Origin of the sequence: Wenjunlia tyrosinilytica (genome assembly GCF_014646055.1) — a bacterium.
Lineage (GTDB): Bacteria > Actinomycetota > Actinomycetes > Streptomycetales > Streptomycetaceae > Wenjunlia > Wenjunlia tyrosinilytica.
In genome coordinates this window covers 1-24,513 of record NZ_BMMS01000016.1, presented here as the reverse complement: position 1 = coordinate 24,513, position 24,513 = coordinate 1, and the positions used below count along the sequence as shown (strand labels likewise).

General features: G+C 69.3%; 20 protein-coding genes. 18 read left to right on the top strand and 2 right to left on the bottom strand.

Going from position 1 to position 24,513, the window contains the following annotated elements:
• Positions 1-32 precede the first annotated feature (32 nt).
• From IEY86_RS19005 to IEY86_RS18990, 4 genes are all read left to right on the top strand, one after another.
• The gene (locus IEY86_RS19005; RefSeq protein WP_189132946.1) at positions 33-1,259 is read left to right on the top strand and encodes an arginine deiminase; all 1,227 of its coding nucleotides are present in this window, start codon (positions 33-35) and stop codon (positions 1,257-1,259) included.
• A 136-nt stretch (positions 1,260-1,395) separates the two neighbouring features.
• Positions 1,396-2,412, top strand: coding sequence for an ornithine carbamoyltransferase (argF, locus tag IEY86_RS19000; protein ID WP_189132945.1), 1,017 nt, complete (start codon positions 1,396-1,398; stop codon positions 2,410-2,412).
• Positions 2,413-2,694: 282 nt separating this feature from the next.
• Entirely contained in the window at positions 2,695-3,522 is an 828-nt protein-coding gene (locus tag IEY86_RS18995; RefSeq protein WP_189132944.1) for an enoyl-CoA hydratase family protein, read from the top strand.
• A gap of 78 nt (positions 3,523-3,600) precedes the next feature.
• A complete protein-coding gene (locus IEY86_RS18990; protein WP_189132943.1) occupies positions 3,601-5,919 on the top strand; it encodes a bifunctional salicylyl-CoA 5-hydroxylase/oxidoreductase in 2,319 nt (772 codons plus the stop codon).
• A gap of 28 nt (positions 5,920-5,947) precedes the next feature.
• Here the strand turns inward: IEY86_RS18990 and IEY86_RS18985 are convergent, their stop codons facing one another.
• A complete protein-coding gene (locus IEY86_RS18985) occupies positions 5,948-7,585 on the bottom strand; it encodes an AMP-binding protein (protein WP_189133084.1) in 1,638 nt (545 codons plus the stop codon).
• A gap of 183 nt (positions 7,586-7,768) precedes the next feature.
• On the opposite strand from IEY86_RS18985, the gene IEY86_RS18980 reads away from it, so the two are divergent.
• The 5 genes from IEY86_RS18980 to IEY86_RS18960 all read left to right on the top strand — a co-directional run bounded on the left by IEY86_RS18980 (position 7,769) and on the right by IEY86_RS18960 (position 11,996).
• Complete coding sequence (locus IEY86_RS18980) at positions 7,769-8,881, top strand: acyl-CoA dehydrogenase family protein (protein ID WP_189132942.1); 1,113 nt, start codon at positions 7,769-7,771, stop codon at positions 8,879-8,881.
• Positions 8,878-9,276 (top strand): RidA family protein, encoded by a 399-nt coding sequence (locus IEY86_RS18975; protein ID WP_189132941.1) that lies wholly within the window; start codon positions 8,878-8,880, stop codon positions 9,274-9,276. The genes IEY86_RS18980 and IEY86_RS18975 overlap by 4 nt, the downstream gene beginning before the upstream one ends.
• A gap of 176 nt (positions 9,277-9,452) precedes the next feature.
• Positions 9,453-10,016 carry a DUF3761 domain-containing protein gene (locus tag IEY86_RS18970; protein WP_229698566.1) on the top strand — a complete coding sequence of 188 codons (564 nt, stop codon included), beginning with the start codon at positions 9,453-9,455 and terminating at the stop codon, positions 10,014-10,016.
• 139 nt (positions 10,017-10,155) lie between these two features.
• The gene (locus tag IEY86_RS18965) at positions 10,156-10,866 is read left to right on the top strand and encodes a GntR family transcriptional regulator (RefSeq protein ID WP_189132940.1); all 711 of its coding nucleotides are present in this window, start codon (positions 10,156-10,158) and stop codon (positions 10,864-10,866) included.
• Positions 10,867-10,991: 125 nt separating this feature from the next.
• Positions 10,992-11,996 carry a 1-aminocyclopropane-1-carboxylate deaminase gene (locus IEY86_RS18960; RefSeq protein ID WP_189132939.1) on the top strand — a complete coding sequence of 335 codons (1,005 nt, stop codon included), beginning with the start codon at positions 10,992-10,994 and terminating at the stop codon, positions 11,994-11,996.
• A gap of 267 nt (positions 11,997-12,263) precedes the next feature.
• Here IEY86_RS18960 and IEY86_RS18955 read toward each other — a convergent pair whose 3' ends face one another.
• On the bottom strand, positions 12,264-12,491 hold the full coding sequence (locus IEY86_RS18955; protein WP_189132938.1) for a hypothetical protein: 228 nt from the start codon (positions 12,489-12,491) through the stop codon (positions 12,264-12,266).
• A gap of 201 nt (positions 12,492-12,692) precedes the next feature.
• Between IEY86_RS18955 and acnA the strand changes: the two genes are divergently transcribed.
• The 9 genes from acnA to IEY86_RS18910 form a co-directional block, all read left to right on the top strand.
• Complete coding sequence (acnA, locus tag IEY86_RS18950) at positions 12,693-15,413, top strand: aconitate hydratase AcnA (protein WP_308425152.1); 2,721 nt, start codon at positions 12,693-12,695, stop codon at positions 15,411-15,413.
• Positions 15,414-15,767: 354 nt separating this feature from the next.
• Positions 15,768-17,150, top strand: a complete 1,383-nt coding sequence (gene ngcE, locus IEY86_RS18945) for an N-acetylglucosamine/diacetylchitobiose ABC transporter substrate-binding protein (RefSeq protein WP_189132936.1) — start codon at positions 15,768-15,770, stop codon at positions 17,148-17,150.
• A gap of 86 nt (positions 17,151-17,236) precedes the next feature.
• Positions 17,237-18,169, top strand: coding sequence for a carbohydrate ABC transporter permease (locus IEY86_RS18940; RefSeq protein WP_189132935.1), 933 nt, complete (start codon positions 17,237-17,239; stop codon positions 18,167-18,169).
• 13 nt (positions 18,170-18,182) lie between these two features.
• Positions 18,183-19,124 (top strand): carbohydrate ABC transporter permease, encoded by a 942-nt coding sequence (locus IEY86_RS18935; protein ID WP_189132934.1) that lies wholly within the window; start codon positions 18,183-18,185, stop codon positions 19,122-19,124.
• Positions 19,125-19,340: 216 nt separating this feature from the next.
• Positions 19,341-20,576, top strand: a complete 1,236-nt coding sequence (locus IEY86_RS18930; RefSeq protein WP_229698584.1) for an ROK family transcriptional regulator — start codon at positions 19,341-19,343, stop codon at positions 20,574-20,576.
• Between the two features lie 172 nt (positions 20,577-20,748).
• Positions 20,749-21,861: a substrate-binding domain-containing protein gene (locus tag IEY86_RS18925; protein WP_229698565.1), complete on the top strand. Its 1,113-nt coding sequence runs from the start codon at positions 20,749-20,751 to the stop codon at positions 21,859-21,861.
• Positions 21,862-22,061: 200 nt separating this feature from the next.
• Positions 22,062-22,850 carry an ATP-binding cassette domain-containing protein gene (locus tag IEY86_RS18920; RefSeq protein ID WP_189132933.1) on the top strand — a complete coding sequence of 263 codons (789 nt, stop codon included), beginning with the start codon at positions 22,062-22,064 and terminating at the stop codon, positions 22,848-22,850.
• A gap of 8 nt (positions 22,851-22,858) precedes the next feature.
• Positions 22,859-24,145 (top strand): sugar ABC transporter permease, encoded by a 1,287-nt coding sequence (locus IEY86_RS18915; protein WP_189133081.1) that lies wholly within the window; start codon positions 22,859-22,861, stop codon positions 24,143-24,145.
• 209 nt (positions 24,146-24,354) lie between these two features.
• Positions 24,355-24,513, top strand: a 159-nt coding sequence (locus tag IEY86_RS18910; RefSeq protein WP_189132932.1) for a 1-deoxy-D-xylulose-5-phosphate synthase N-terminal domain-containing protein, incomplete at its 3' end; no start/stop codon positions are given.

Genomic DNA, 24,513 nt, shown 5'->3' with positions numbered 1-24,513 from the left:
CGCGCACAGCCGATCCCGGTAAGGATGGTCAGATGGGTTTCCACGTCGATTCCGAGGCCGGACGGTTGCGCCGGGTGATCCTGCACCGCCCCGATCTGGAGCTGAAGCGGCTCACTCCCACGAACAAGGACGCGCTGCTCTTCGACGACGTCCTGTGGGTGCGGCGGGCCCGCGCCGAGCACGACGGGTTCGCGGACGTCCTGCGGGACCGCGGGATCGAGGTGCATCTGTTCGGTGACCTCCTGAGAGAGGCCATGGATGTGCCCAAGGCCCGTGATCTCGTGCTGGACCGCGTCTTCGACGAGAACGAGTACGGACCGCTGGCGGTGGACCATCTGCGGGAGGTCTTCGCCGGACTGCCCTCCGACGTCCTGACCGACCACCTCGTGGGAGGGATGACCAAGCGGGAGTTCCTGGACCGGGCCGGTGAGCCGACCTCGGTGCGCTTCCACGTCATGGACCTGGACGACTTCCTGCTGGCGCCGCTGCCCAACCACCTGTTCACCCGCGACACCTCGGCCTGGGTCTACGACGGCGTGAGCATCAACGCCATGCGCTGGCCCGCCCGCCAGCGCGAGACCGTGCACTTCGAGGCGATCTACCATCACCACCCGCTCTTCGCGGACGCCGGCTTCAACATCTGGTCGCAGGGCCAGGACGCCTACCCGTCCACGATAGAAGGCGGGGATGTGCTGGTGATCGGCAATGGCGCGGTCCTGATCGGCATGAGCGAGCGGACGACGCCGCAGGCGGTGGAGATGCTGGCGCGGGGGTTGTTCCGCCAGGGCTCGGCGCGCAGCATCGTGGCGCTGGACATGCCCAAAGCCAGGCATCTGATGCATCTGGACACGGTGATGACCATGGTGGACGGGGACACCTTCACCAAGTACGCGGGGCTCGGCATGCTGCGCTCGTACACCATCGAGCCGGGTGCGGGCGAGCAGGAGCTGAAGGTCACCGACCACCCGCCGGAGCATATGCACCGCGCTATCGCCGCCGCGCTGGGACTGGACGGGATCAAGGTGCTCGCCGCGACGCAGGATGTGCACTCCGCCGAGCGCGAGCAGTGGGACGACGGCTGCAATGTCCTCGCGATCGAGCCCGGGGTCGTGGTGGCCTACGAGCGCAATGTGACGACCAACACCCATCTGCGCAAGTGCGGGGTGGAGGTCATCGAGATCCCCGGCAGCGAACTGGGCCGGGGCAGGGGCGGCCCGCGCTGCATGAGCTGTCCCATCGAGCGGGACCCCGTGCCATGAACCCTCGGCACCCGAGGACATGAACCCTCGGCACCCGAGGACCGAGGGATGAGACAGACCGGGGGCTCTGTATATAAATGCTGAGCATCGTATAGACTTCCGGTCTCAGTAATTCCGCAGCAAGGAGTCACCAGTCATGCCCGTCGATCTGCGCCGCCGGAGCTTCCTGAAGGAGCTGGACTTCACTCCCGAGGACTTCCGCTTCCTGATCGACCTCGCGGCCCGGCTCAAGGCGGAGAAGCGTGCCGGTACCGAGCGGCGGCGGCTCACCGGTCGGAACATCGCGTTGATCTTCGAGAAGACCTCGACGAGGACGCGCTGCGCCTTCGAGGTCGCCGCCTACGACCAGGGCGCGGCCGTGACCTGCCTCGATCCCGCCGGGTCCCAGATGGGGCACAAGGAGTCCACCAGGGACACCGCCCGAGTCCTCGGCCGGATGTACGACGGCATCGAGTACCGCGGCTTCGACCAGGAGGTCGTGGAGGAACTGGCCGAATACGCCGGCGTCCCCGTGTGGAACGGCCTCACCGACGCCTGGCACCCCACTCAGATGCTGGCCGACATGCTCACCGTCTCCGAGCACGCCGGAAAGCCGCTCGACGAGGTCACGCTCGCCTACCTCGGCGACGCCCGCAGCAACATGGGCAACTCCCTCGCCGTGGCCGGCGCCATGCTCGGCCTCGACATCCGCCTCGTCGCTCCCGAGCAGCTGTGGACCGACGAGAAAGTCGTGGACCAGGCCCGGGTCATCGCCGCGAGGACCGGTGCCCGGGTCACCCTGACCGAGGACGTGGAGGACGGGGTGCGCGGAGCCGACTTCGTCTACACCGACGTCTGGGTCTCCCTCGGCGAGCCCAAGGAGGTGTGGGACGAGCGCATCGGGCTTCTGCGGCCCTATGCCGTCACCATGGACGTCCTGCGCGCCACGGGGAACGCCGATGTGAAGTTCATGCACTGCCTTCCGGCCTTCCACGACCTGGGCACCAGCATCGCCCGGGACCTCCACGCCCGCACCGGGCTGACCTCGCTGGAGGTCACCGACGAGGTCTTCGAGTCCGACCGCTCCGTCGTCTTCGACCAGGCGGAGAACCGGCTCCACACCATCAAGGCGCTCCTCGTGGCCACGCTCGCCGACGACGGCACCGGGCTGTGACGGCACCGGGCTGTGACGGCACCGGCTGTGACGGAACCGGGCTGTGACCGCGCCGGGCTGTGACGGACCGGGGTCTGACCGCGCCGAGCGCTGACTGCGCCGAGCTGTGGCGGCATCCCGAGGGGCGGGTCAGAGCCCGAGCGGGCCGGACTCCCGCTCGGTGCAGCGGTGGCGGAAGCGTTCCACGCGGTCGCCGCCCGTGTCGAAGGCTCTCGCACGTCGTTCGCCAGGCTTATATCGCACTGGTGACGACAGTCACGTCCCGGTGATACCTTCGCGTTCATGAGCCCCTACCGAGGATCGGTCCCGTTCACCGAGGAGTGGCGGCACTTCCGCCTCGAGCGGCAGGGCGGCGTCGTGACCGTCACCCTCGACCGACCGGACAAGCTCAACGCGCTCACCTTCGACTCCTACGCTGACCTGCGCGACCTCCTGCTCGAACTGCCCCAGCGGGGCGACACCCGGGTGCTGGTGCTGCGCGGGCAGGGCCGGGGCTTCTGCTCGGGCGGGGACGTGGACGAGATCATCGGGGCCACGCTGGAGATGCGCCCCGACGAGCTGCTGGACTTCACCCGGATGACCGGCCAGGTGGTCAAGGCGGTGCGCGAGTGCCCGCTGCCCGTGATCGCCTCGATCCACGGCATCGCGGCGGGCGCGGGCTCGGTGCTGGCGCTGGCCGCGGACTTCCGGGTGGTGGCCCGCTCGGCCCGGTTCGCCTTCCTCTTCACCAAGGTGGGCCTCGCCGGCGCGGACATGGGCGCCGCGTACCTGCTGCCGCGCCTGGTCGGGCTCGGCAACGCCACCAAGCTCCTCATGCTCGGCGACACCATCGGCGCCGAGGAGGCGGACCGGTACGGACTGGTGAGCGAGTTGGTGGACGACGACGGGCTGGACGAGGCGACGGGCGCCCTCGCGGCCCGGCTCGCCACGGGACCGGCGTTCGCCCACCAGCAGACCAAGGCGCTGCTGACCCAGGAGCTGGACATGCCGCTGGCCGCCTCGGTGGAGCTCGAGGCCGTCACCCAGGCGCTGCTGATGAAGAGCGGCGACTACGCGGAGTTCCACGCGGCGTTCAAGGCCAGGCGCGACCCCAAGTGGGAAGGGCGCTAGCAGCCGCGGCCCGCCGCGGCCGCCGCCCGCCGAAGGCGCCGGGCCAGAAGCCGAAAGCCACCTGAAGGGAGCGAAGGGTTGCGGATCGCGTGCATCGGCGGCGGCCCCGGAGGGCTGTACTTCGCCGCACTGATGAAGCAGTTGAACCCCGCCCACCGGATCACCGTGTGGGAGCGGAACGCGCCCGACGACACCTTCGGCTTCGGCGTCGTGCTCTCCGACGAGACGCTGGGCGGTATCGAGCACGCCGATCCGGCCGTGTACGCGCGGATGCGGGCGGAGTTCGCCCGGTGGGACGACATCGACGTGCACCACCGGGGCCATGTCGTCACCTCCGGCGGCCACGGCTTCGCGGCGATGAGCCGCAAACGCCTGCTGGCCATCCTCCAGGAGCGCTGCCGTGAACTCCGCGTCGAACTGCGCTTCCGCCAGGAGGCTCCGGGGGCGCACGACCTGGCCGGCGCCTACGACCTGGTGGTGGCCGCCGACGGAGTGCACAGCGCGACCCGGGGGGCGTTCGCGGACGCCTTCGGACCGCGGCTGACGAGCCACCGCTGCAAATACATCTGGTTCGGCACCGACCTGGTCCTCGACGCCTTCCGCTTCCACTTCGCGCGCACCGCGGCGGGGTTGATGCAGGTTCACGGCTACCCCTACAGCGCCGACGCCAGCACCTTCATCGTGGAGATGCGCGAAGAGGTGTGGCGGGCCGCCGGACTGGACGCGGCCGACCCCGTGGGAGCCTGCGAGAAGCTGTTCGCCGACGTCCTCGACGGCCACCGCCTGCTCGGCAACAACAGCCGCTGGATCGACTTCACCACAGTGCGCAACGACACCTGGCGGCACCGCAATGTCGTCCTGCTCGGCGACGCAGCGCACACCGCCCACTTCTCCATCGGCTCCGGCACTAAGCTCGCCATGGAGGACGCCCTCGCCCTCGCCGCCTGCCTGCACGAGCAGGACGGGCTCGGCGCCGCCCTGTCCGCCTACGAGGAGGAGCGGCGCCCCGTCGTGGCCTCCACCCAACGGGCCGCGCAGGCAAGCCTGGAATGGTTCGAGAACCTCGCCCAGTACGCCGAGCAGCCGCCCCTCCAATTCGCGTTCAACCTCCTCACCCGCAGCCGCAGGGTCACCCACGACAATCTGCGCCTGCGCGACCCCGGGTTCACCGAGGAGGTGGAACGGTCCTTCGGCGCGTCTCCCGGCACACCGCCGATGTTCACGCCGTTCTCCCTGCGCGGACTCACCCTGCGCAACCGCGTGGTCGTCTCACCCATGGACATGTACTCGGCCGTGGACGGCACTCCGGACGACTTCCACCTCGTCCACCTCGGCGCCCGTGCCCTCGGCGGCGCCGGCCTGGTGATGACGGAGATGGTCTGCGTCAGCCCGGAAGGCCGGATCACGCCCGGCTGCACAGGGATGTACACCTCCGAGCACGAGAGGGCATGGCGCCGGATCACCGACTTCGTGCACGAGCGCAGCGGCGCGGCGATAGGCCTCCAACTGGGCCACTCGGGGCGCAAGGGCTCCACGAAACCGATGTGGGACGGCATCGACGAGCCGCTGCCCGAGGGCAACTGGCCGGTGGTCGCCCCCTCAGCGCTGCCGTACCGGCCGGGCGTCAACCAGGTGCCGCACGAGCTGACCGTCGACGAGCTCGCCGCGGTCAAGCGCCGGTTCACCGAGTCGGCACGTATGGGCGCGAGGGCCGGCTTCGACCTCCTGGAACTGCACTGCGCCCATGGCTATCTGCTCTCCAGCTTCGTCTCGCCGGTGACCAACCGGCGCACCGACGGCTACGGAGGAACACTCGCCGCCCGGCTGCGCTTTCCACTGGAGGTCCTGGACGCGGTCCGCGAGGTGTGGCCGAAGGACCTGCCGGTGAGTGTGCGCATCTCCGCCACCGACTGGGCGGAGGGCGGGCTCACGGCGGACGACGCGGTCGAGGTGGCCAGGGCGTTCGCGGCGCACGGCGCCGATCTGATCGACGTCTCGACCGGTCAGGTCACCCCGGACGAGCGGCCGGAGTACGGGCGCTCGTACCAGACCCCCTTCGCCGACCGGATCCGCAACGAGGCCGGGGTCCCGGTCGTGGCCGTCGGCGCGATCTCCTCCTACGACGACGTCAACTCCCTCGTCCTGGCCGGGCGTGCGGACCTCTGCGCCCTGGCCCGGCCCCATCTGTACGACCCCAACTGGACGCTGCACGCGGCCGCCGAGCAGGGGTACACCGGGCCGGGCGCCCTGTGGCCGGTCCAGTACGCGGCGGGCAGCCGCAAGCCGCAGACCGGACGCATCGACGGCCCCAAACCCCGCCTTCAGCTCATCCGCGACGGCGCCCCCGTCACGCGCCACCGCCGCTGGCGGCCCCGGCCGGCTCCACCGTCGCCCTGAGCTCGGCGTGTGCTGCACGTTCACCCGGTCACTCCGGATCGCGCAGCCGGAAGCGCTGGAGCTTGCCGGTGGCCGTGCGGGGCAGGGCGTCGAGGAACGCTATCTCGCGCGGGCATTTGAACGGCGTCATCTCGGCCTTGGCGAACTCCCGCAGCGCCCGCACGGTCTCCTCGTCCCGGCGCACCCCGTCCCGCAGGACGACGAACGCCTTGACTATGCGGCCGCGTTCCTCGTCCGGCTTGCCGACGACGGCGGCCTCGCGCACGTCCGGGTGGCGCAGCAGCGCCTCCTCCACCTCCGGCCCGGCGATGTTGTACCCGGCGGAGATGATCATGTCGTCGGCCCGTGCCTGGTAGTGGAAGTATCCCTCGCAGTCCCGGACGTAGGTGTCGCCGGTGACGTTCCAGCCGTCGCGCACGTACTCGCTCTGACGCGGATCGCCGAGGTAGCGGCAGCCGGTGGGGCCCTGGACGGCGAGCAGCCCCGGCTGCCCGTCCGGGACCTCGCGGCCGTCGGTGTCCACGATCCTCGCCCGGTAACCGGGGACGGGCACCCCCGTCGCGCCGGGTCTCGCGCCCTCGTCGGCGGCGGATATGAAGATGTGCAGCATCTCGGTGGCCCCGATGCCGTTGATGATCCGCAGCCCGGTCCGCTCGTGCCAGGAGTGCCAGGTGCCGGAGGGCAGGTTCTCGCCTGCGGAGACACAGCGGCGCAGGCTGGAGACGTCGTGCCCGTCGTTCCCGTCGCCGTGCCCGTCGAGCCGCCCGAGCATGGCCCGGTAGGCGGTGGGGGCGGTGAACAGCACGCTCACCCGGTGCCGTTCGACGGCCTCCAGCAGTGTGTCCGGGCTCGCCCGCTCCAGCAGGAGGGTGCTGGCCCCGGCCCGCAGCGGGAAGACCACCAGGCCGCCGAGCCCGAAGGTGAAGCCCAGCGGAGGGCTCCCGGCGAACAGGTCGTCCTCGCGTGGCCGCAGCACATGGCGCGAGAAGGTGTCCGCGATCGCCAGCACATCCCGGTGGAAGTGCATACAGCCCTTGGGCCGTCCGGTCGTGCCGGAGGTGAACGCGATCAGGCACACATCGTCCGCGGACGTGTCCACCGCCGGGAAGGCGGCGTCCGGTTCCCCCTCGGCGAGCCGGACCAGGTCGTCGGGGCCCTCGCCTCCGAACAGCACGGTCGTCAGGCCCGGGATCCCCGCCTTGGCCAGGTCGTCGGCGGACCGCGCGTCGCACAGGGCGTGCCGCACCCCCGCGATCTCGGCGATGGTGGACAGCTCACGGGCACGCTGGGCGGCGAGGACCGTGACCGCCACCGCCCCGGCCTTCATCACCGCGAACCAGGAGGCCACCAGCCAGGGTGTGGAGGGGCCGCGCAGAAGCACCCGGTTGCCCGGCACCACGCCCATGTCCTCCACCAGCACCCGCGCCACCCTGTCGCTGCGCTCGCGCAGCTGTCCGTAGCTCCACACCTGGCCATCGGCGGTGCGCAGGCAAGGACGGTCGGCGCCGAATCGTTCCGCCGCCCGGTCCAGCAGCTCCACACCGCAGTTGAGCCGGTCCGGGTAGCGCAGCTCCGGGAGGTCGAAGACGAGCCGCGGCCACTGGTCCTCGGGCGGGAGGCTGTCGCGCGCGAAGGTGTCGAGGTGGGCGGACGGGTTCAACTTCATGGCGTTCATGCGCTGCGCCCCCTTGTCCGGGCGGCCGCGGTGGGCGGCACCCGGAGTCGAGCAGGTCCGGTGGAGGGGTTGGTCCGGCCTTGCTGAGCCTGCCCACACAGTAACGTGATGGTGACGACAGTCAACGGTGCGAGATATCAATGCTTCAGTGACCTTCCGACCCGAGGGGTGCCGATGGACCGTCAGGACCGTCGAGAGTGGTGTGCGCACGTGAGGGAGCTGGGGGAGTCGGCGCTGGCGCCCCTGGCGCGGGCGGGTGAGCCGGGGAAGGTCAACCGCCCCCTCATCGAGGAGCTGGGCCGCCTCGGGCTGCTGGCCCGGGTCTTCCCCGACAAGGGGGCGGCGCCCGCCGTCGACCTGTGCCTGCTGCGCGAGTCGCTGGCCAGGGTCTGCACGGAGGCGGAGACCGCCTTGGCGCTCCAGGGGCTCGGCGCCTACCCGGTGCTCCAGGCCGGCAGCGACGAGCAGGTCGCCCGGTGGATTCCGCGGGTCACGGCGGGTCGCGCGGTCCCCGCCTTCGCCCTGACCGAACCCGAGGCGGGCTCGGACGCGGCCGCCCTCGGTCTGGCGGCCGAAAGGGACGGGCGGGGCTGGCGGCTCAGCGGTGAGAAGGTGTGGATCTCCAACGCGCCCGAGGCGGACTTCTACACGGTCTTCGCCCGTACGACGGCCGGTGCGGGCGCCAGAGGCGTGAGCGCGTTCGTCGTGCCCGCCGATCGGCCGGGGCTGTCGGGCGAGCATCTGGAGATGATCGTGCCGCACCCGATCGGGCGGCTGGTCCTGGACGCCGTACCCGTCGGGCCGCAGGACCTGCTGGGGGAGGCCGACCGGGGATTCGCGGTGGCGATGGGGACCCTGAACCTCTTCCGGCCGAGCGTGGGGGCATTCGCCGTCGGCATGGCACAGGCGGCGCTCGACGCGGCCGTGGCGCACGCGGGGGAGCGCAGGGCGTTCGGCGGGGTCCTGAAGGATCTTCAGGCGGTCGGCCACACCCTCGCCGAGATGGCCACCCGGATCGAGGCCGCCCGGCTCCTGGTCATGTCCGCGGCCGAGGCGTACGACGCGGGAGAGCCCGACATCGTGGCGAGGGCGGCGATGGCCAAGCTGTTCGCCACCGAGACCGCGCAGTACGCCGTGGACGCCTCGGTGCAGATCCATGGAGCCAGGGCCCTTCGCCGGGGCCATCTGCTGGAGCACCTCTACCGCGAGGTGCGCAGCCCGAGGATCTACGAGGGCGCCAGCGAGGTCCAGCGCACCGTCATCGCGAAGGAGTTGTACCGGCCATGACCGTCGAGCGCGTCAACCCCGAGTCGCTGGCCCCGCCGTCGGGGTTCAGCCACGCCGTGACCGCCACCGGCGGCACCCTGGTCTTCCTGGCCGGCCAGACCGCCCTCGACGGGGAGGGGCGGATCGTCGGCGAAACGCTGCCGGAGCAGTTCCGGCGAGCCCTGGCGAACCTCCTCACGGCGCTGGAGGCCGCGGGCGGCTCCCCGGCGAACCTGGTGCGCGTCACGGTCTACGCCACCGACCCCGGTGACTACCGCGCCCACGCCGCCGAACTCGGCCGCGTCTGGCGCGACTCGGCGGGGCGCGACTACCCGGCGATGGCCCTGATCGGCGTGACCCGGCTGTGGGACGAGGAGGCTCTGGTCGAACTGGACGGAATCGCCGTCCTGACATAACGAGGACTTATGTCGTAAAGCCTTCAACCAAGTCCCTTCCCGCTCTACAGTGCTGCCCTCCCGCTGCACCGGAGCGTCCGGCCGTCTTGGTTCGCGACGGCGAGCGGGATCCCGCGTGGACACCGAGTCGCGCAGGGCGGAGCCGCACAGCAGTTCGCGTCAGGGGGGACCTGATCATGAGCAATCCGTACTCGCCCGGACCTCAGTGGGGCAATCCACCGCAGCCGCCCGGGACTCCCGGTGCGCCGGGTGGCCGACGCGGTTTCGGCCGCCGCCGGGTGCTCCTGCCCCTGACCGCCTTGCTCGCCCTCCTCATGGGGGTCGGCATAGGCGCGTCGGGGGAGTCCCAGGGCAAGGACACCAAGCCCGCGGCGGCGTCCGCGCGCCCGGCGCCCACGGTCACCGCGACCGTCACCGCCTCGCCCGACCCGGCGCCCGAGGTGACCGTGACGGCCACCGAGAGCGTCAAGGTCAAGGTGACCGCGACGAAGACCGTCACCGCGCGCTCGGGGGTGGGCTCCGGCTCCGGCTCGGGCGGTTCGAGTTCGGGAGGCTCGGGCTCGGTCTCGGGCGGTTCGAGTTCGGGCGGTTCGAGTTCGGGGGGCTCCGGCGGCTCGGACAACACCGGCGGGGCGTCCGCGCGGTGCAACGACGGGACGCTGTCCTACTCCCACCACCGCCGGGGCACCTGCTCCCACCATGGAGGCGTCGCGGTCTGGTTGAAGAACCTGCCCGCCTGAGACGCCTTCGCCGAACCCCTTCGGAACACCCTTTCAACCGCTCGTCCGGGAGCCCGCTCCCGGACGAGCGGCATGTCCTGACGCGGATTGGCCGAGCCGACCCTTGACAGCCACTGTCATGCTGCGTGCAATATATTGCATGCCAGTTCCGCAGAGCCGAGGGCTCGTCTCCAGGTCACTCCTCCGAGAGAACGCCTACCGGGCGATCCGCGACGCGATCGTCGACGGCACCCTCGCGCCCGGCGAGCGGCTCAACGACACCGACCTGGTGAACTGGCTGGGCGTCAGCCGCACCCCCGTGCGGGAGGCGCTCACCCGCCTGGAGCACGCGGGCCTGGTGCACACCAAGCCCGGCCGCTACACCATCGTCAGCCCGCTGGACATCCGCGCCGCGCGCGCCGCCCAGTCGGTGACGGCCGCCATGCACGAGGTCGCCGTCCGTGAGGCACTGCCCAATCTGTCCACCGCGGAGCTGGACGCCATGCGCGAGGCCAACCGGCGCTTCGCCGACGCCCTGCGCCGCAACGATGTCGACGCCGCCATCGCCGCCGACGACGACTTCCACGGCGTACCGGTCACAGCGAGTGCCAACCAGGCGGTGCGGACCGTCCTCGAGCAGTTCACCCCGGTACTGCGGCGCGTGGAGCGGCTGCGCTTCTCCTCGCTCGGCGGTCGGAGCTCGGTCGCGCAGCACGAGAGGATCATCGCTCTGTGCGAGGCGGGGGACGTCGAGGGCGCGGTCGCCGCCACCCGTGCCAACTGGCAGACCCTGGTGCCCCTGCTCGACACCCTCGACGACGACGACGCCGCCACCGACGAGACCGGAGCCGGTACCCCTTCCCGTCCCTGATTCCCGTTCCTGGCCACCGCCTTCCGCTTCCACCGGCGGCGCCACCGCGTACCGGTCACTCCCACCGCCCGCCGGGCCGCTCACTCCCGCCGCTCACTCCCGCCGGTCACCCCAAGGAGCCCTGGATGCCCCTCGCCGACTTCGAGCGCTTCCCCCTGCTGTTCGGCCCCAGTCCCGTCCATCCCCTCGACCGGCTCAGCGGCCACCTCGGCGGCGCCCGCGTCTGGGCCAAGCGGGAGGACTGCAACAGCGGCCTGGCCTACGGCGGCAACAAGACCCGCAAGCTGGAGTACCTGATCCCCGACGCCCTGGCCGAGGGCGCCGACACCCTGGTCAGCATCGGCGGTGTCCAGTCCAACCACACCCGGCAGGTGGCGGCCGTCGCCGCCAGGCTCGGTCTCAAGGCCGTCCTGGTGCAGGAGAAGTGGGTGGACTGGCCCGATTCCGTCAACGACAAGGTCGGCAACATCCTGCTCTCCCGGATCATGGGCGCGGACGTCCGTCTGGACAGCGCGGGATTCGGGATCGGCTTCAAGGACAGCTGGCACCAGGCCCTCGAGGATGTGAAGGCGGCCGGAGGCACCCCCTACGCGATACCCGCCGGGGCCTCCGACCACCCGCTGGGCGGCCTGGGCTTCGCCAACTGGGCCTATGAGGTGCGGGAGCAGGAGCGTGAGCTCGGCGTCTTCTTCGACACCATCGTGGTGTGCAGCGTGACCGGCAGCACCCACGCGGGCATGATCGCCGGCTTCGCGGGCCAGGACCGCCCTCGCCGGGTCATCGGCATCGACGCCTCCGCCAAGCTCGCCGAGACCCTCGCCCAGGTGGAGAAGATCGCCCGCAGCACCGCCGAGCTGATCGGCCTCGGCAGGGATCTGCGCGACGACGAGATCACCGTGCTGGAGGGCTGGGCCGGCGACCTCTACGGTGTTCCTGTCGAGTCCACGCTCGAAGCCATCAGGCTCACCGGCAGCCTCGAAGGCGTGATCATCGACCCCGTCTACGAGGGCAAGTCCATGGCCGGACTCATCGACCTCGTCCGCGGCGGCGAGATCCCCAAGGACTCCAATGTCCTCTACGCCCACCTCGGCGGCCAGCCCGCCCTCAACGCCTACAGCGGCGCCTTCTGAGCGGGCCCGCCCCGCCCTCCGCCCGCCGCCTCCCCGGAACGCCGCTTCTCCGAAACGCTGTCCTCCTGACACGACCCCCGAAACGCTGTCCCCCCGAAACGCCCTCACCCCTGGAACACCAGCCCCCGGAAGGGGTCCGCCATGATCGATGCCGTCGAGACGAACGCGCGGGCTCCCACCCCCGTGAGGACTCCCACCACGTCAGGGGATCCGGGGCTCGCCCTGCTGGAGCCGGTGGGGCGAGCCGCTGCTGCCGATCGGTGTCGTCTACGACCAGGTCTTCCCCGCCGACCGCGCCACCGCGCTGGTCACCGTTCTGGACGGGCACCCGCACACCCTGGCCTTCCTCGCCACGGTCAACAAGGCGCCGGTCTCCATGCTGGGCGTCAGCCGCTTCGGCCAGTCCGGCGCCCTGGAGGAGGTCACCGCCACCACGGCGTCCACGCCGACGACATCGTCCGGGCCGCCCTCGACCTGGTCGAGTGACGCCCGCACCCTCCCGCATCACGGCACCGCGGCATGACCTCGCCGGGGCGATGTACTAGAGTTATCTCGACATCGAGATATCTGCCGAGGCGTACCCCGGCCCGGCTCCCCGGCGAGGGGCTCCAAGTAAGGGTTACCTTACCTGATGGCCGCCAGGGCTGTGTCGGCAGGATTGTTGCGGGTACGCGCACATTGATGAAGGAGACTGTCGTGTCGGCGAACAGCTTCGACGCCCGCAGCACGCTGCGTGTGGGCGACGAGTCGTACGAGATCTTCCGGTTGGACAAGGTCGAGGGCGTGGCGCGCCTTCCCTACAGCCTGAAGGTGCTGCTGGAGAACCTCCTGCGCACCGAGGACGGCGCGAACATCACCGCCGATCACATCCGGGCCCTGGCCACCTGGGACGCCAGTGCCCAGCCGAGCGAGGAGATCCAGTTCACGCCCGCCCGCGTGATCATGCAGGACTTCACGGGCGTACCGTGCGTGGTGGACCTCGCCACCATGCGCGAGGCCGTCAAGGAACTGGGCGGGGACCCGTCGCGCATCAACCCGCTCGCCCCCGCCGAGCTGGTCATCGACCACTCGGTGATCGCCGACCGGTTCGGCACCCCGGAGGCGTTCGGCCAGAACGTCGAGCTGGAGTACGGCCGCAACAAGGAGCGCTACCAGTTCCTGCGCTGGGGCCAGACCGCCTTCGACGAGTTCAAGGTCGTCCCGCCCGGCACCGGCATCGTCCACCAGGTCAACATCGAGCACCTGGCCCGCACGGTCATGGTCCGCGGCGGCCAGGCCTACCCCGACACCCTCGTCGGCACCGACTCGCACACCACCATGGTCAACGGCCTCGGTGTCCTGGGCTGGGGCGTCGGCGGCATCGAGGCCGAGGCCGCGATGCTCGGCCAGCCGGTCTCCATGCTCATCCCGCGTGTCGTCGGCTTCAAGCTGACCGGTGAGCTGCCCATCGGCACCACCGCCACCGACCTCGTCCTCACCATCACCGAGATGCTGCGCAAGCACGGCGTCGTCGGCAAGTTCGTCGAGTTCTACGGCGAGGGCGTCAGCGCCGTACCGCTGGCCAACCGCGCCACCATCGGCAATATGTCGCCGGAGTTCGGCTCCACCGCCGCGATGTTCCCGATCGACGGCGAGACGATCAGCTATCTGAGGCTCACCGGCCGCTCCGACCAGCAGATCGCGCTGGTCGAGGCGTACGCGAAGGAGCAGGGCCTGTGGCTCGACCCGGCCGCCGAGCCGGACTTCTCCGAGAAGCTCGAGCTGGACCTGTCCACCGTGGTCCCCTCGATCGCCGGCCCGAAGCGCCCGCAGGACCGCATCGTCCTCGCCGACGCCAAGCAGCAGTTCGCCCTCGACGTGCGCAACTACGTCCTGACCTCCGACCTCGACGAGGCGGGCGTCGAGTCCTTCCCGGCCTCCGACGCCCCGGCCGTCTCCAACGGCATGCCGAGCCACAAGGTCAAGGTCACGGCCCCCGACGGCACGGAGTACGAGCTCGACCACGGCGCCGTCGCCGTCGCCGCCATCACCTCCTGCACCAACACCTCCAACCCGTACGTCATGGTCGCGGCGGCGCTGCTGGCCAAGAAGGCGGTGGAGAAGGGCCTGTCCCGCAAGCCGTGGGTCAAGACCACCCTGGCCCCGGGCTCCAAGGTCGTCATGGACTACTACGACCGCGCCGGGCTCACCCCGTACCTCGACAAGCTGGGCTTCAACCTCGTCGGCTACGGCTGCACCACCTGCATCGGCAACTCCGGCCCGCTCCCGGACGAGGTCTCCAAGGCCGTCAACGACCACGACCTCGCCGTCGTCTCGGTGCTCTCGGGCAACCGCAACTTCGAGGGCCGGATCAACCCCGACGTCAAGATGAACTACCTGGCGTCCCCGCCGCTGGTCGTCGCCTACGCCATCGCGGGCTCGATGAAGATCGACATCACCCGCGAGGCCATCGGCAGCGACACCGACGGCCACCCGGTCTTCCTCACGGACATCTGGCCCTCGGAGCAGGAGGTGGAGGAGGTCGTCGCCTCCGCCATCGGCCAGGAGATGTTCGCCAACGACTACGCCGACGTCTTCGCCGGCGACGCCCAGTGGCAGGCACTGCCCATCCCGACCGGCAACACATTCGAGTGGGACTCCGAGTCCACCTACGTGCGCAAGCCCCCGTACTTCGAGGGCATGACCATGCAGACCACCCCGGTCTCGGACATCGAGGGCGCCCGCGTCCTCGCCAAGCTGGGCGACTCGGTCACCACCGACCACATCTCCCCGGCCGGCGCGATCAAGGCCGACAGCCCCGCGGGCACGTACCTCACCGAGCACGGCGTCGACCGCCGCGACTTCAACAGCTACGGTTCCCGCCGCGGCAACCACGAGGTCATGATCCGCGGCACCTTCGCCAACATCCGGCTGCGCAACCAGATCGCCCCGGGCACCGAGGGCGGCTTCACCCGCGACTTCACCGTCGACGGCGCCCCGGTCTCCACGATCTACGACGCCTCGCAGAACTACCAGGCCGCCGGCGTCCCGCTGGTGATCCTGGCGGGCAAGGAGTACGGCTCCGGCTCCTCGCGCGACTGGGCCGCCAAGGGCACCGCGCTCCTGGGTGTCAAGGCCGTCATCGCCGAGAGCTACGAGCGCATCCACCGCTCGAACCTCATCGGCATGGGCGTCCTGCCGCTGCAGTTCCCCGAGGGTGAGACCGCCGCCTCGCTCGGTCTGACCGGTGAGGAGACCTTCTCCATCAGCGGAGTGACCGCCCTCAACGACGGCGGCATCCCGCAGACGGTCAAGGTCACCACGGACGGCGGCAAGGATTTCGACGCCAAGGTCCGCATCGACACGCCCGGTGAGGCCGACTACTACCGCAACGGCGGCATCATGCAGTACGTGCTCCGTTCGCTCATCCGGAAGTAGCGCCGACCGGGGTGCCGGACGACCGATGAGAACCGGTCGTCCGGCACCCTTCCAAAGCCGCTGGGCCGCAGCCCTTCCGAGGGGTGCGGCCCAGCGGCGTTTCGGTCTCAACTCGGGAAAGACTGGGGGCACGACCGTCTCTGGCCTTGTTTTCTGCATCTCAAGTGGACTATACCTATCCGCGTCGCGGGCCTCGAAAACGTGGCCGGGACGACCGGAATCCGACAGGCCAGAGGCCATCCGGACTCCGTGTCCCCGGGGGGGACGCCAGCATGATCCAGCATCAACTGAGCGCGGTAGGGCCGGCGGAATCCGGTGCACCGCATGAGTCCTGGAGAAGGCGAGGACTTGAGCATGGGATCCGACTTCAACCGCCGCGATCTGATCAAGCGGGCAGTGGCCGTGGGGCTGGTCGCAGCCCCCGCGGCCGGCTTTCTGAGCGCGTGCGCCAGCGGCGGCGGCGACAACGAGAGCAGCGCCAAGGGCAAGAAGACCAAGGACAACCCCTTCGCCGTGGCCAACGGCGCCGGGCTCGACGTGGTCATCTTCAAGGGCGGCTACGGCGATGACTACGCCAGGGCGTTCGAGAAGCTGTACGAGAAGAAGTACAAGGGCAAGACCAGCCACCTCGGTACCCAGGACATCACCGGCAAGCTCCAGCCGCGCTTCAACACCGGCAGCCCGCCGGACGTCATCGACGACTCGGGCGCCAAGCAGATCAAGCTCGACGTTCTGCACAAGAACGGGCAGCTCGCCGACCTCACCCCCCTGCTCGACGCGCCGTACATCGACGACCCGAGCAAGAAGGTCCGGGACGTTCTTCAGCCCGGCACCATCGAGACCGGCTCCTTCGACGGCAAGATGTACTCCCTGAGCTACGTCTACACCGTCTGGGGCCTGTGGTACTCCGGCAAGCTCTTCAAGGACAAGGGCTACACCCCGCCGAAGACCTGGTCGGACTTCATGGCCCTGTGCAAGGAGATCAAGAAGGACGGCACCGCGCCCTTCTGTCACCAGGGCAAGTACCCGTACTACATCAACATCCTGGTGATGGACCTGATCGCCAAGACCGGTGGTCTGGAGTACGTCAAGCGCATCGACTCCCTCGACCCCACCGTGTGGGGCGAAGGCGCCGCCAAGTCCAGCATCGAGGCCGTCTACGAGCTCGTGGACAAGGGCTACCTGCTGCCGGGCACCAACGGCATGACCCACATCGAGTCGCAGACCGCGTGGAACGAGTACAAGGCCGCGTTCATCCCGTCGGGTTCCTGGCTGGAGAACGAGCAGCTCAAGTCCACTCCGCAGGACTTCGACATGAAGTTCCTGCCGGTGCCGACCCTGGACGGCGCCAAGCTGCCGTTCGAGGCCATCCGCGCCGGTGCCGGTGAGCCGTTCATCGTCCCGGAGAAGGCCAAGAACAAGGCCGGCGGCCTGGAGTTCCTGCGGATCATGCTGAGCAAGGAGGCCTCGGGCAAGTTCGCCCAGGCGGCCAACTCCCTCACCGTCCTCAAGGACGGCGTCGGCTCGGACGTCAAGCTGCGTCCGGGCACCCAGTCCACCGTCGAGGTGCTCAAGGCGGCGGGGACCAACACCTTCAACTACAACTACCCCAACACGGCGAGCGAGTTCGACACCGCCGTGCAGAACGCCAGCGGTGAGCTCATGGCGAAGCGCATCAAGCCCGCCGAGTGGCTCAAGCGCGTCAAGGCCGCAGCCGAGAAGGCCAAGAAGGGCTGACCGCAGCCCTGAGTACACGGTCCACCGCGGTCGGCCCCACCCGCCGGCCGCGGTGGGCCCCAGCCTCTTGAGCAGGAGCAGGAGCCATGCGTCACCGCAAGTACCCGTTCATCGCGGGATTCCTCTTCGTCCCAGTGGTGCTGTACGCGGTCTTTGTGATCTGGCCGTACATCCAGACCTTCGGGTACTCCCTGACCGACTGGTCCGGCCAGTCGCAGACCATGAACTTCGTCGGGTTCGACAATTACAGCAAGCTGTTCTCCGACAGTGTGTTCAAGAAGGCCCTCGTCCACAACATGCTGATCCTGGTCTTCCTGCCGGTGATCACCATCCTGCTCGCGCTGTTCTTCGCCTTCATGCTGAACGTGGGCGGGCGCGGCCGCGCCGGGGCGGTCCAGGGAGTGCGGGGCGCAGGCATCTACAAGATCGTCTTCTTCTTCCCCCAGGTCCTGTCCATCGCGATCCTCACGGTGCTCTTCCAGGCCGTGTACCGCAGTGACGAGGGCGGACTGTTCAACGGTGTCCTGGTCAAGCTGGGACTGGAGGACAAGCAGCACCCCATCGAGTGGCTGAACAGTCCCGACCTGGTGCTGTGGTGCATCATCGGCGTGCTGATCTGGGCCGGCGTCGGCTTCTACCTGGTGCTGTTCTCGGCGGCCATGCAGTCCATCCCCAAGGAGATCTACGAGGCGGCGCTGCTCGACGGCGCCCGCCGCGGCCAGACCTTCTTCCGGGTGACCCTGCCCCTGCTGTGGGACAGCGTCCAGACCGCCTGGGTGTACCTGGCCATCGCCGCCATGGACGTCTTCGCGCTCGTGGCGACGCTGACCCCGGGCGCCTACTACGGCGGCGGCCCCGACTTCCACAGCGAGGTCATGGCGACCTACCTGATGCGCAACTTCCTGACCTACGGCAAGAGCGGCTACGCCTGTGCGATGGGCGTTGTGATCCTCTTGCTCACCCTGATCCTGTCCGCCATCACGCTCCGGATCACCCGGCGCGAGCGCATCGAGTTCTGAGCGGGGACGCACGATGACCACACCCATCAAGGAGCCCACCCCCGTCCCGGTGGGAAAGGTGTCCACACCGGTCGGCGCACGCCCGAGGAAGCCGCGGAAGGAGGAGCGCTTCGCCGAGGGCGGCGGCGTTCTGAACGCCTTCTCGCACGGCTTCCTCATCCTCTGGGCGCTCATGATCGTCTTCCCGCTGCTGTGGGTCGTCCTGAGCTCGTTCAAGACCGACAAGCAGATCGGCGGAAGCGCCTGGAGCTGGCCGTCCCACTGGTCGTTCGACGCGTTCAGCCGGGCCTGGGACAAGGGCATCGGCGACTTCTTCGTCAACACCCTCGTCGTCCTGTGCGGCTCGGTCACCCTGACCATGCTCTTCGGCTCGATGGCCGCGTACGTCCTGGCGCGGTACGAGTTCCCGGGCAACCGGGCGCTGTACTACATCTTCGTGGCCGGCGCGATGTTCCCGGTGTACCTGGCGCTGGTGCCGCTGTTCTTCATGGTCAACCGCATGGGGCTGCTCAACAGCTACATCGGCCTGATCCTGGTCTACGTCGCCTACTCGCTGCCCTTCACCGTCTTCTTCCTGCACTCGTTCTTCAGAACGCTGCCCACGGCGGTGCACGAGGCGGCGGTGATCGACGGGTGCTCGCACACCCGGGCGTTCTTCCAGGTCATGGTGCCGATGGCCAAGCCCGGCCTGATCAGCGTCGGCATCTTCAATGTGCTGGGCCAGTGGAACCAGTACATCCTCCCGGTCACCCTCATGCAGCAGCAGAAGAGCGGCGACCCGGACCGGTCGATGCTCGCCCAGGGCCTGGTGAACCTCGCTCTCCAGCAGGGCTACTCGGGTGACTCCCCGGCGCTCTTCGCCGGTATGACCGTCGCCATGGTGCCGGTGCTCGTCGTCTATCTGTCCTTCCAGCGGCAGGTGCAGTCGGGTCTGACTGCCGGGACGCTCAAGTAGTCTTCACACCACAGAATGCGACAAATGGGGCATAGGCCTCATTTGTCGCATTCTGCATGTCCGATCTGATCCTCCGGGCCCCATTTCGGAGGTGAATTGCCCTGGCCCCTTGACGGAACATCACTCCGACGGCTCAGCTTAGACTTCACATGTTGTAGACGACGGAGCCTCAAAGGGCGCGGCTTCGTCCAATGAGGTTGGAGTGGGTTGACCGTGATGGAGACTCCGGGCTCGCAGTCGTCCCTGCACCGGGCGAACCTGGAACGGGTGCTGCGCGCGGTGCGTATGTCCGGTTCGCTGACGCAGGCCGAGATCGCCCGTTCGACGGGATTGTCCGCGGCCACGGTCTCCAATATCGTCCGGGAGCTCAAGGACACCGGGACCGTGGACGTCACGCCGACCTCGTCGGGCGGCCGCAGGGCCCGCAGCGTCTCGCTGAGCGGGGATGCCGGCATCGTCGTGGGGGTCGACTTCGGCCACTCCCACCTGCGCGTCGCCGTAGGCAACCTCGCCCACCAGGTGCTCGCCGAGCAGGCCGAGCCCATCGACGTGGACGCCTCGGCCGCACAGGGCTTCGACCGGGCGGAACGGCTGGTCGCGCAGCTGATCGAGGACAGCGGCATCGGTCCGGAGAAGGTACTGGGCGTCGGTCTCGGCGTCCCCGGCCCCATCGACGTGGAATCCGGCGTCATCGGCTCCACGGCGATCCTGCCGGGCTGGGGCGGTATCAATCCGCGCGAGGAGCTCGCCGACCGGCTCGGCATGCCCGTCCACGTGGACAACGACGCCAACCTGGGGGCGCTGGGCGAGCTGGTGTGGGGCAGCGGTCGGGGGCTGAAGGACCTGGCGTACATCAAGGTCGCCAGCGGTGTCGGCGCCGGACTGGTGATCAGTGGGCGCATCTACCGGGGCCCCGGCGGCACCGCCGGGGAGATAGGGCACATCACGCTGGACGAGTCCGGGCCGGTGTGCCGCTGCGGCAACCGGGGCTGCCTGGAGACGTTCACCGCGGCCCGCCACATGCTGGGCCTGCTGGGGGAGAGCCACGGCCCCGGCCTGACCGTGCCCAAGGTGGTGCAGCTGGCCGCCGGAGGCGATCCGGGGTGCCGCAGGGTCATCTCCGACGCCGGGCGCCACATCGGCATGGGGGTGGCGAACCTGTGCAACCTGCTCAATCCCCGGCGTGTCATCCTGGGCGGCGATCTGGCCGAGGCGGGGGAACTGGTGCTCGCCCCGATCAGGGAGTCCGTGGCCCGTTACGCCATCCCGAGCGCGGCGCGGCAGCTCTCGGTCGTGCCCGGAGCGCTGGGCAGTCGCGCCGAGGTTCTGGGTGCTTTGGCTCTGGTATTGAGCGAAATGGGCGATTCCACGCTTCTTGAATCGACCGGAGAGCCCGTTCCCGAGGCACAATCAGGACATCGGCGGCAAGGTGCCCTGAAGGCGCTCCCCTAGCGGATGTTCGCGTCCGGGGGAGGGTGGCTGGAGGATGTCTTCAGGTAGATAACGAATCAGCTCGTTTCCGCGTCGTTAAGTTTTTACTTCTTGACGCCATGGTGGAGGGCGGAGTTGACTTCGCTGCAACCTCGGCCGCGACGGAGCGGCCCAGTCAGGGAGGTCCTCGTTCGTGAACACCCATATGCGTCGTGCCGCGCTCGTTGTGGCGGCGGTGTCCATGGCCGCCGGTCTTGCGGCCTGTGGTAGCGCCAAGGAGTCGGGCAGCAACACCGGAAACGGTTCCGGCGACAAGAAGGACCAGGCGCTGACCATCGGCCTGCTCCTCCCGGAGAACCAGACCGCGCGCTACGAGAAGTTCGACCGGCCGCTGATCGAGAAGAAGATCAAGTCGCTGTGTCCGGACTGCAAGGTCCTGTACGCCAACGCCAAGCAGGACGCCTCGGCCCAGCAGCAGCAGGTCGACACCATGATCACCAAGAAGGTCAACGCCCTGATCCTGGACTCGGTGGACTTCAAGTCCATCGCCAGCTCCGTGAAGAAGGCCGACGCCGCGGGCATCCCGGTCATCGCGTACGACCGCCTGGCTCAGGGCCCGATCAAGGGCTACACGTCCTTCGACAACGAGCAGGTCGGCAAGGTCCAGGGCAAGGCCCTGCTCGAGGCCCTCGGCGCCAACGCCTCCAAGGGCCAGATCGTCATGGTGAACGGCGACAAGGGCGACCCCAACGCCGCCTTCTTCAAGCGCGGCGCGCACTCCGAGCTCGACGGCAAGGTCAAGATCGGCAAGGAGTACGACACCGTCGGCTGGGCCCCGGACGAGGCCAACAAGAACGCCAAGGGCGCCATCTCCTCCCTCGGCAAGAACAACATCGTCGGCTTCTACTCGGCCAACGACGGCATGGCCGGCGGCATCATCACCGCCCTCAAGGCGGCCGGCTACTCCAAGCTCCCCCCGGTCACCGGCCAGGACGCCGAGCTCGCGGGTGTGCAGCGCATCGTCACCGGTGAGCAGTACATGAGCATCTACAAGCCGTACCAGCCGGAGGCAGACGCCGCCGCCGAGATGGCCGTCGCCGCCGCCCGCGGCCAGAAGCTCGACACGGTCGCCAAGGACACGGTCGACAGCGACACGACCAAGGGCATCCCCGCGGTCGTCATCGCGCCGATCGCCCTGACGCAGAAGAACATCAAGGACACTGTGGTCAAGGACGGTCTCTACACGATCGACGAGATCTGCACCGCCAAGTACAAGTCCGCCTGCGACAAGATCGGTCTGAAGTAGGCCGCGCCGGCCGCCCTCCAGGCCGCCGTACGCGGCAGGACCCCCCTGAAAGCTGTCCGGCGCCTCGCCCCCACCTTTCATACCCCGCTGCCGGGGGAGGGGCGCCGGACGGTCGACCAAGTTCACACCAACTGCATCTGCATAGCCTCCGCGCCTCCCAGAGCGCGCGGGCATCCCCCGCCGGTCAGGCGGCGAAGGAGATGGTCAACGTGTCCGCTACGCCCGTGCTGGCGTTGCGCGGGATCTCCAAGCGGTTCGGTGCCGTACAGGCGCTCACCGATGTCGAACTGGAGATCCATGCCGGAGAGGTCGTCGCCCTGGTGGGCGACAACGGTGCCGGCAAGTCCACCCTGGTGAAGGTCATCGCGGGCGTCGGCCCGGCCGACGACGGCGTCATCGAGTGGGAGGGACGGCCGGTCCAGGTCGCCCGGCCCCACGACGCCCAGCACCTCGGCGTCGCCACCGTGTACCAGGACCTCGCTCTGTGCGACAACCTCGACGTCGTCGGGAACCTCTTCCTCGGCCGGGAGATCCGCCGCTTCGGCGTTCTGGACGAGGTCGAGATGGAGCGCCGCTCCCGTGAACTGCTGAACACGCTGTCCATCAGGATCCCGAGCGTGCGCATCCCGATCGCCTCGCTCTCGGGCGGACAGCGGCAGACCGTCGCCATCGCGCGTTCCCTGCTCGGCGAGCCCAAGGTCGTCATCCTCGACGAGCCCACCGCCGCGCTCGGTGTCGAGCAGACCGCGCAGGTCCTCGACCTCGTCGAGCGGCTGCGCGAGCGCGGCCTCGGCGTGATCCTCATCAGCCACAACATGGCGGACGTCAAGGCCGTCGCCGACCGGGTGGGCGTGCTCCGCCTCGGCCGGAACAACGGCTTCTTCGACGTCCGGTCCACCTCTCAGGAAGAGATCATCGCGGCCATCACCGGCGCCACGGACAACGCCGTGACCCGTCGCAGGGCCCGCAGCCCGGAGGCTTCGAAGTGAGCGCCAAGATGACCAAGGAACCGTCCGGCCAGGGCCGCCACGCGGTGGACGCCCCGCCCGCCGCCGCCAACGCGGTGCATCCGGTCGACCCCCGCCTGCTGGTCCGCCAGCAGGGCTTCAAGGGGTATCTGACCGAGTCCCTGCGCAAGCTCCGCAGCGGTGAGCTCGGCTCGCTGCCGGTAGTGCTGGGGCTGGCCATCATCTGGGCGATCTTCCAGATCAAGGACTCCGCGTTCCTGTCCGCGGAGAACCTGTCCAACCTCTCCATCAACATCGTCGGCACCGGCCTGATCGCCGTGGGCATCGTCTTCGTGCTGCTGCTCGGCGAGATCGACCTGTCGGTCGGCTCGGTCAGCGGTCTGTCCGCCGCCATCTTCGCCGTGCTCAACGTCAACCAGGGCATGCCCGAGTGGCAGGCGGTCCTGGTGGCCATCGGCTCCGGGGCGTTGATCGGCGTGGTCCAGGGCTTCTTCTTCGCCAAAGTCGGTGTGCCCGCCTTCGTCGTCACCCTGGCCGGTCTGCTCGCCTGGAACGGCCTGATGCTCCAGGTGCTCGGCTCCAGCGGCACCATCAACATCGACGACTCCGGCTTCGTGGCCAAGCTGACCAGCTACTACTTCACCGATGTCGGCGCGGCCTACGGTCTGGCCGCCGCCGCGGTCCTGCTGTACTTCCTGACCGCGTTCTCCGACAACCGGCGCCGGGCCAGGGCAGCGATCCCCAGCCGCCCGACGAGCGAGATCGTCCTGCGCACGGTGGGGCTGGCCGTCCCCACCTTCCTGGCCGCCTATGTCCTCAACCAGTACAAGGGCCTTCCCCTGGCGCTGCTGATCTTCCTCGCCGTGATCGTCCTGCTGGAGTTCGTGCTCCGCCGCACCCCCTACGGACGCAAGATCTTCGCCCTGGGCGGCAGTGTGGAGGCGGCCAGCCGCTCCGGCATCAACGTCGCCCGTGTGCGGATCTCGGTCTTCGCGATCTCCGGCGGCATGGCCGCCATCGGCGGTCTGTTCATCGCCTCGCAGATCGCCGCGGCCAACCAGAGCGCCGGTGGGGGCAACCTGCTGATGAACGCCATCGCGGCCGCCGTCATCGGCGGTACCAGCCTCTTCGGTGGACGCGGGAGCACCTGGTCTGCGCTGCTCGGCTCCCTGGTGATCGGCTCGATCAGCTCCGGCATGGCGCTGCTCGGTGTCGCCGCGGCGGTCAACTTCATGATCACCGGTGCGGTGCTGCTGGCCGCGGCCGTGATCGACTCGATCTCCCGCCGTACCCAGAAGGTGTCCGGACGCGCCTGACGACCCCTCGCGCGCCCCGCGCGTGCCACACCGGTGCCCGGCCGGGAGGACCGCCTCCCGCGCCGGGCACCGGCGTGCGCTCACTCACACGGGACACGCCTGACCCGGCTGTTTCGGGCACGGAACATTAGACTCGTCGGACCGGCCACGGCCGGAACTGCTCGACAGGGGGCGACGACGTCCCGGGAAGCTCGAAGAAGGAGGCACGGGTGGCGCTGCTGACCCGTATTCGTGAACCGCGCGATCTCGACCGGCTCACCCCCGAGCAGTTGGAGGAGCTTGCCCGGGAGATCCGGGTGTTCCTGGTCGAGGCGGTGTCGCGGACGGGTGGTCACCTGGGGCCGAATCTGGGCGTGGTGGAGCTGACG

Bases quoted from the DNA above. Each gene is read 5' to 3' on its own strand.
- IEY86_RS19005 (WP_189132946.1), top strand. From the start codon at position 33: ATGGGTTTCCACGTCGATTCCGAGGCCGGACGGTTGCGCCGGGTGATC.
- argF (WP_189132945.1), top strand. From the start codon at position 1,396: ATGCCCGTCGATCTGCGCCGCCGGAGCTTCCTGAAGGAGCTGGACTTC.
- IEY86_RS18995 (WP_189132944.1), top strand. From the start codon at position 2,695: ATGAGCCCCTACCGAGGATCGGTCCCGTTCACCGAGGAGTGGCGGCAC.
- IEY86_RS18985 (WP_189133084.1), bottom strand. From the start codon at position 7,585: ATGAAGTTGAACCCGTCCGCCCACCTCGACACCTTCGCGCGCGACAGC.
- IEY86_RS18980 (WP_189132942.1), top strand. From the start codon at position 7,769: ATGGACCGTCAGGACCGTCGAGAGTGGTGTGCGCACGTGAGGGAGCTG.
- IEY86_RS18975 (WP_189132941.1), top strand. From the start codon at position 8,878: ATGACCGTCGAGCGCGTCAACCCCGAGTCGCTGGCCCCGCCGTCGGGG.
- IEY86_RS18970 (WP_229698566.1), top strand. From the start codon at position 9,453: ATGAGCAATCCGTACTCGCCCGGACCTCAGTGGGGCAATCCACCGCAG.
- IEY86_RS18965 (WP_189132940.1), top strand. From the start codon at position 10,156: ATGCCAGTTCCGCAGAGCCGAGGGCTCGTCTCCAGGTCACTCCTCCGA.
- IEY86_RS18960 (WP_189132939.1), top strand. From the start codon at position 10,992: ATGCCCCTCGCCGACTTCGAGCGCTTCCCCCTGCTGTTCGGCCCCAGT.
- ngcE (WP_189132936.1), top strand. From the start codon at position 15,768: ATGGGATCCGACTTCAACCGCCGCGATCTGATCAAGCGGGCAGTGGCC.
- IEY86_RS18940 (WP_189132935.1), top strand. From the start codon at position 17,237: ATGCGTCACCGCAAGTACCCGTTCATCGCGGGATTCCTCTTCGTCCCA.
- IEY86_RS18935 (WP_189132934.1), top strand. From the start codon at position 18,183: ATGACCACACCCATCAAGGAGCCCACCCCCGTCCCGGTGGGAAAGGTG.
- IEY86_RS18930 (WP_229698584.1), top strand. From the start codon at position 19,341: ATGGAGACTCCGGGCTCGCAGTCGTCCCTGCACCGGGCGAACCTGGAA.
- IEY86_RS18920 (WP_189132933.1), top strand. From the start codon at position 22,062: ATGGTCAACGTGTCCGCTACGCCCGTGCTGGCGTTGCGCGGGATCTCC.
- IEY86_RS18915 (WP_189133081.1), top strand. From the start codon at position 22,859: ATGACCAAGGAACCGTCCGGCCAGGGCCGCCACGCGGTGGACGCCCCG.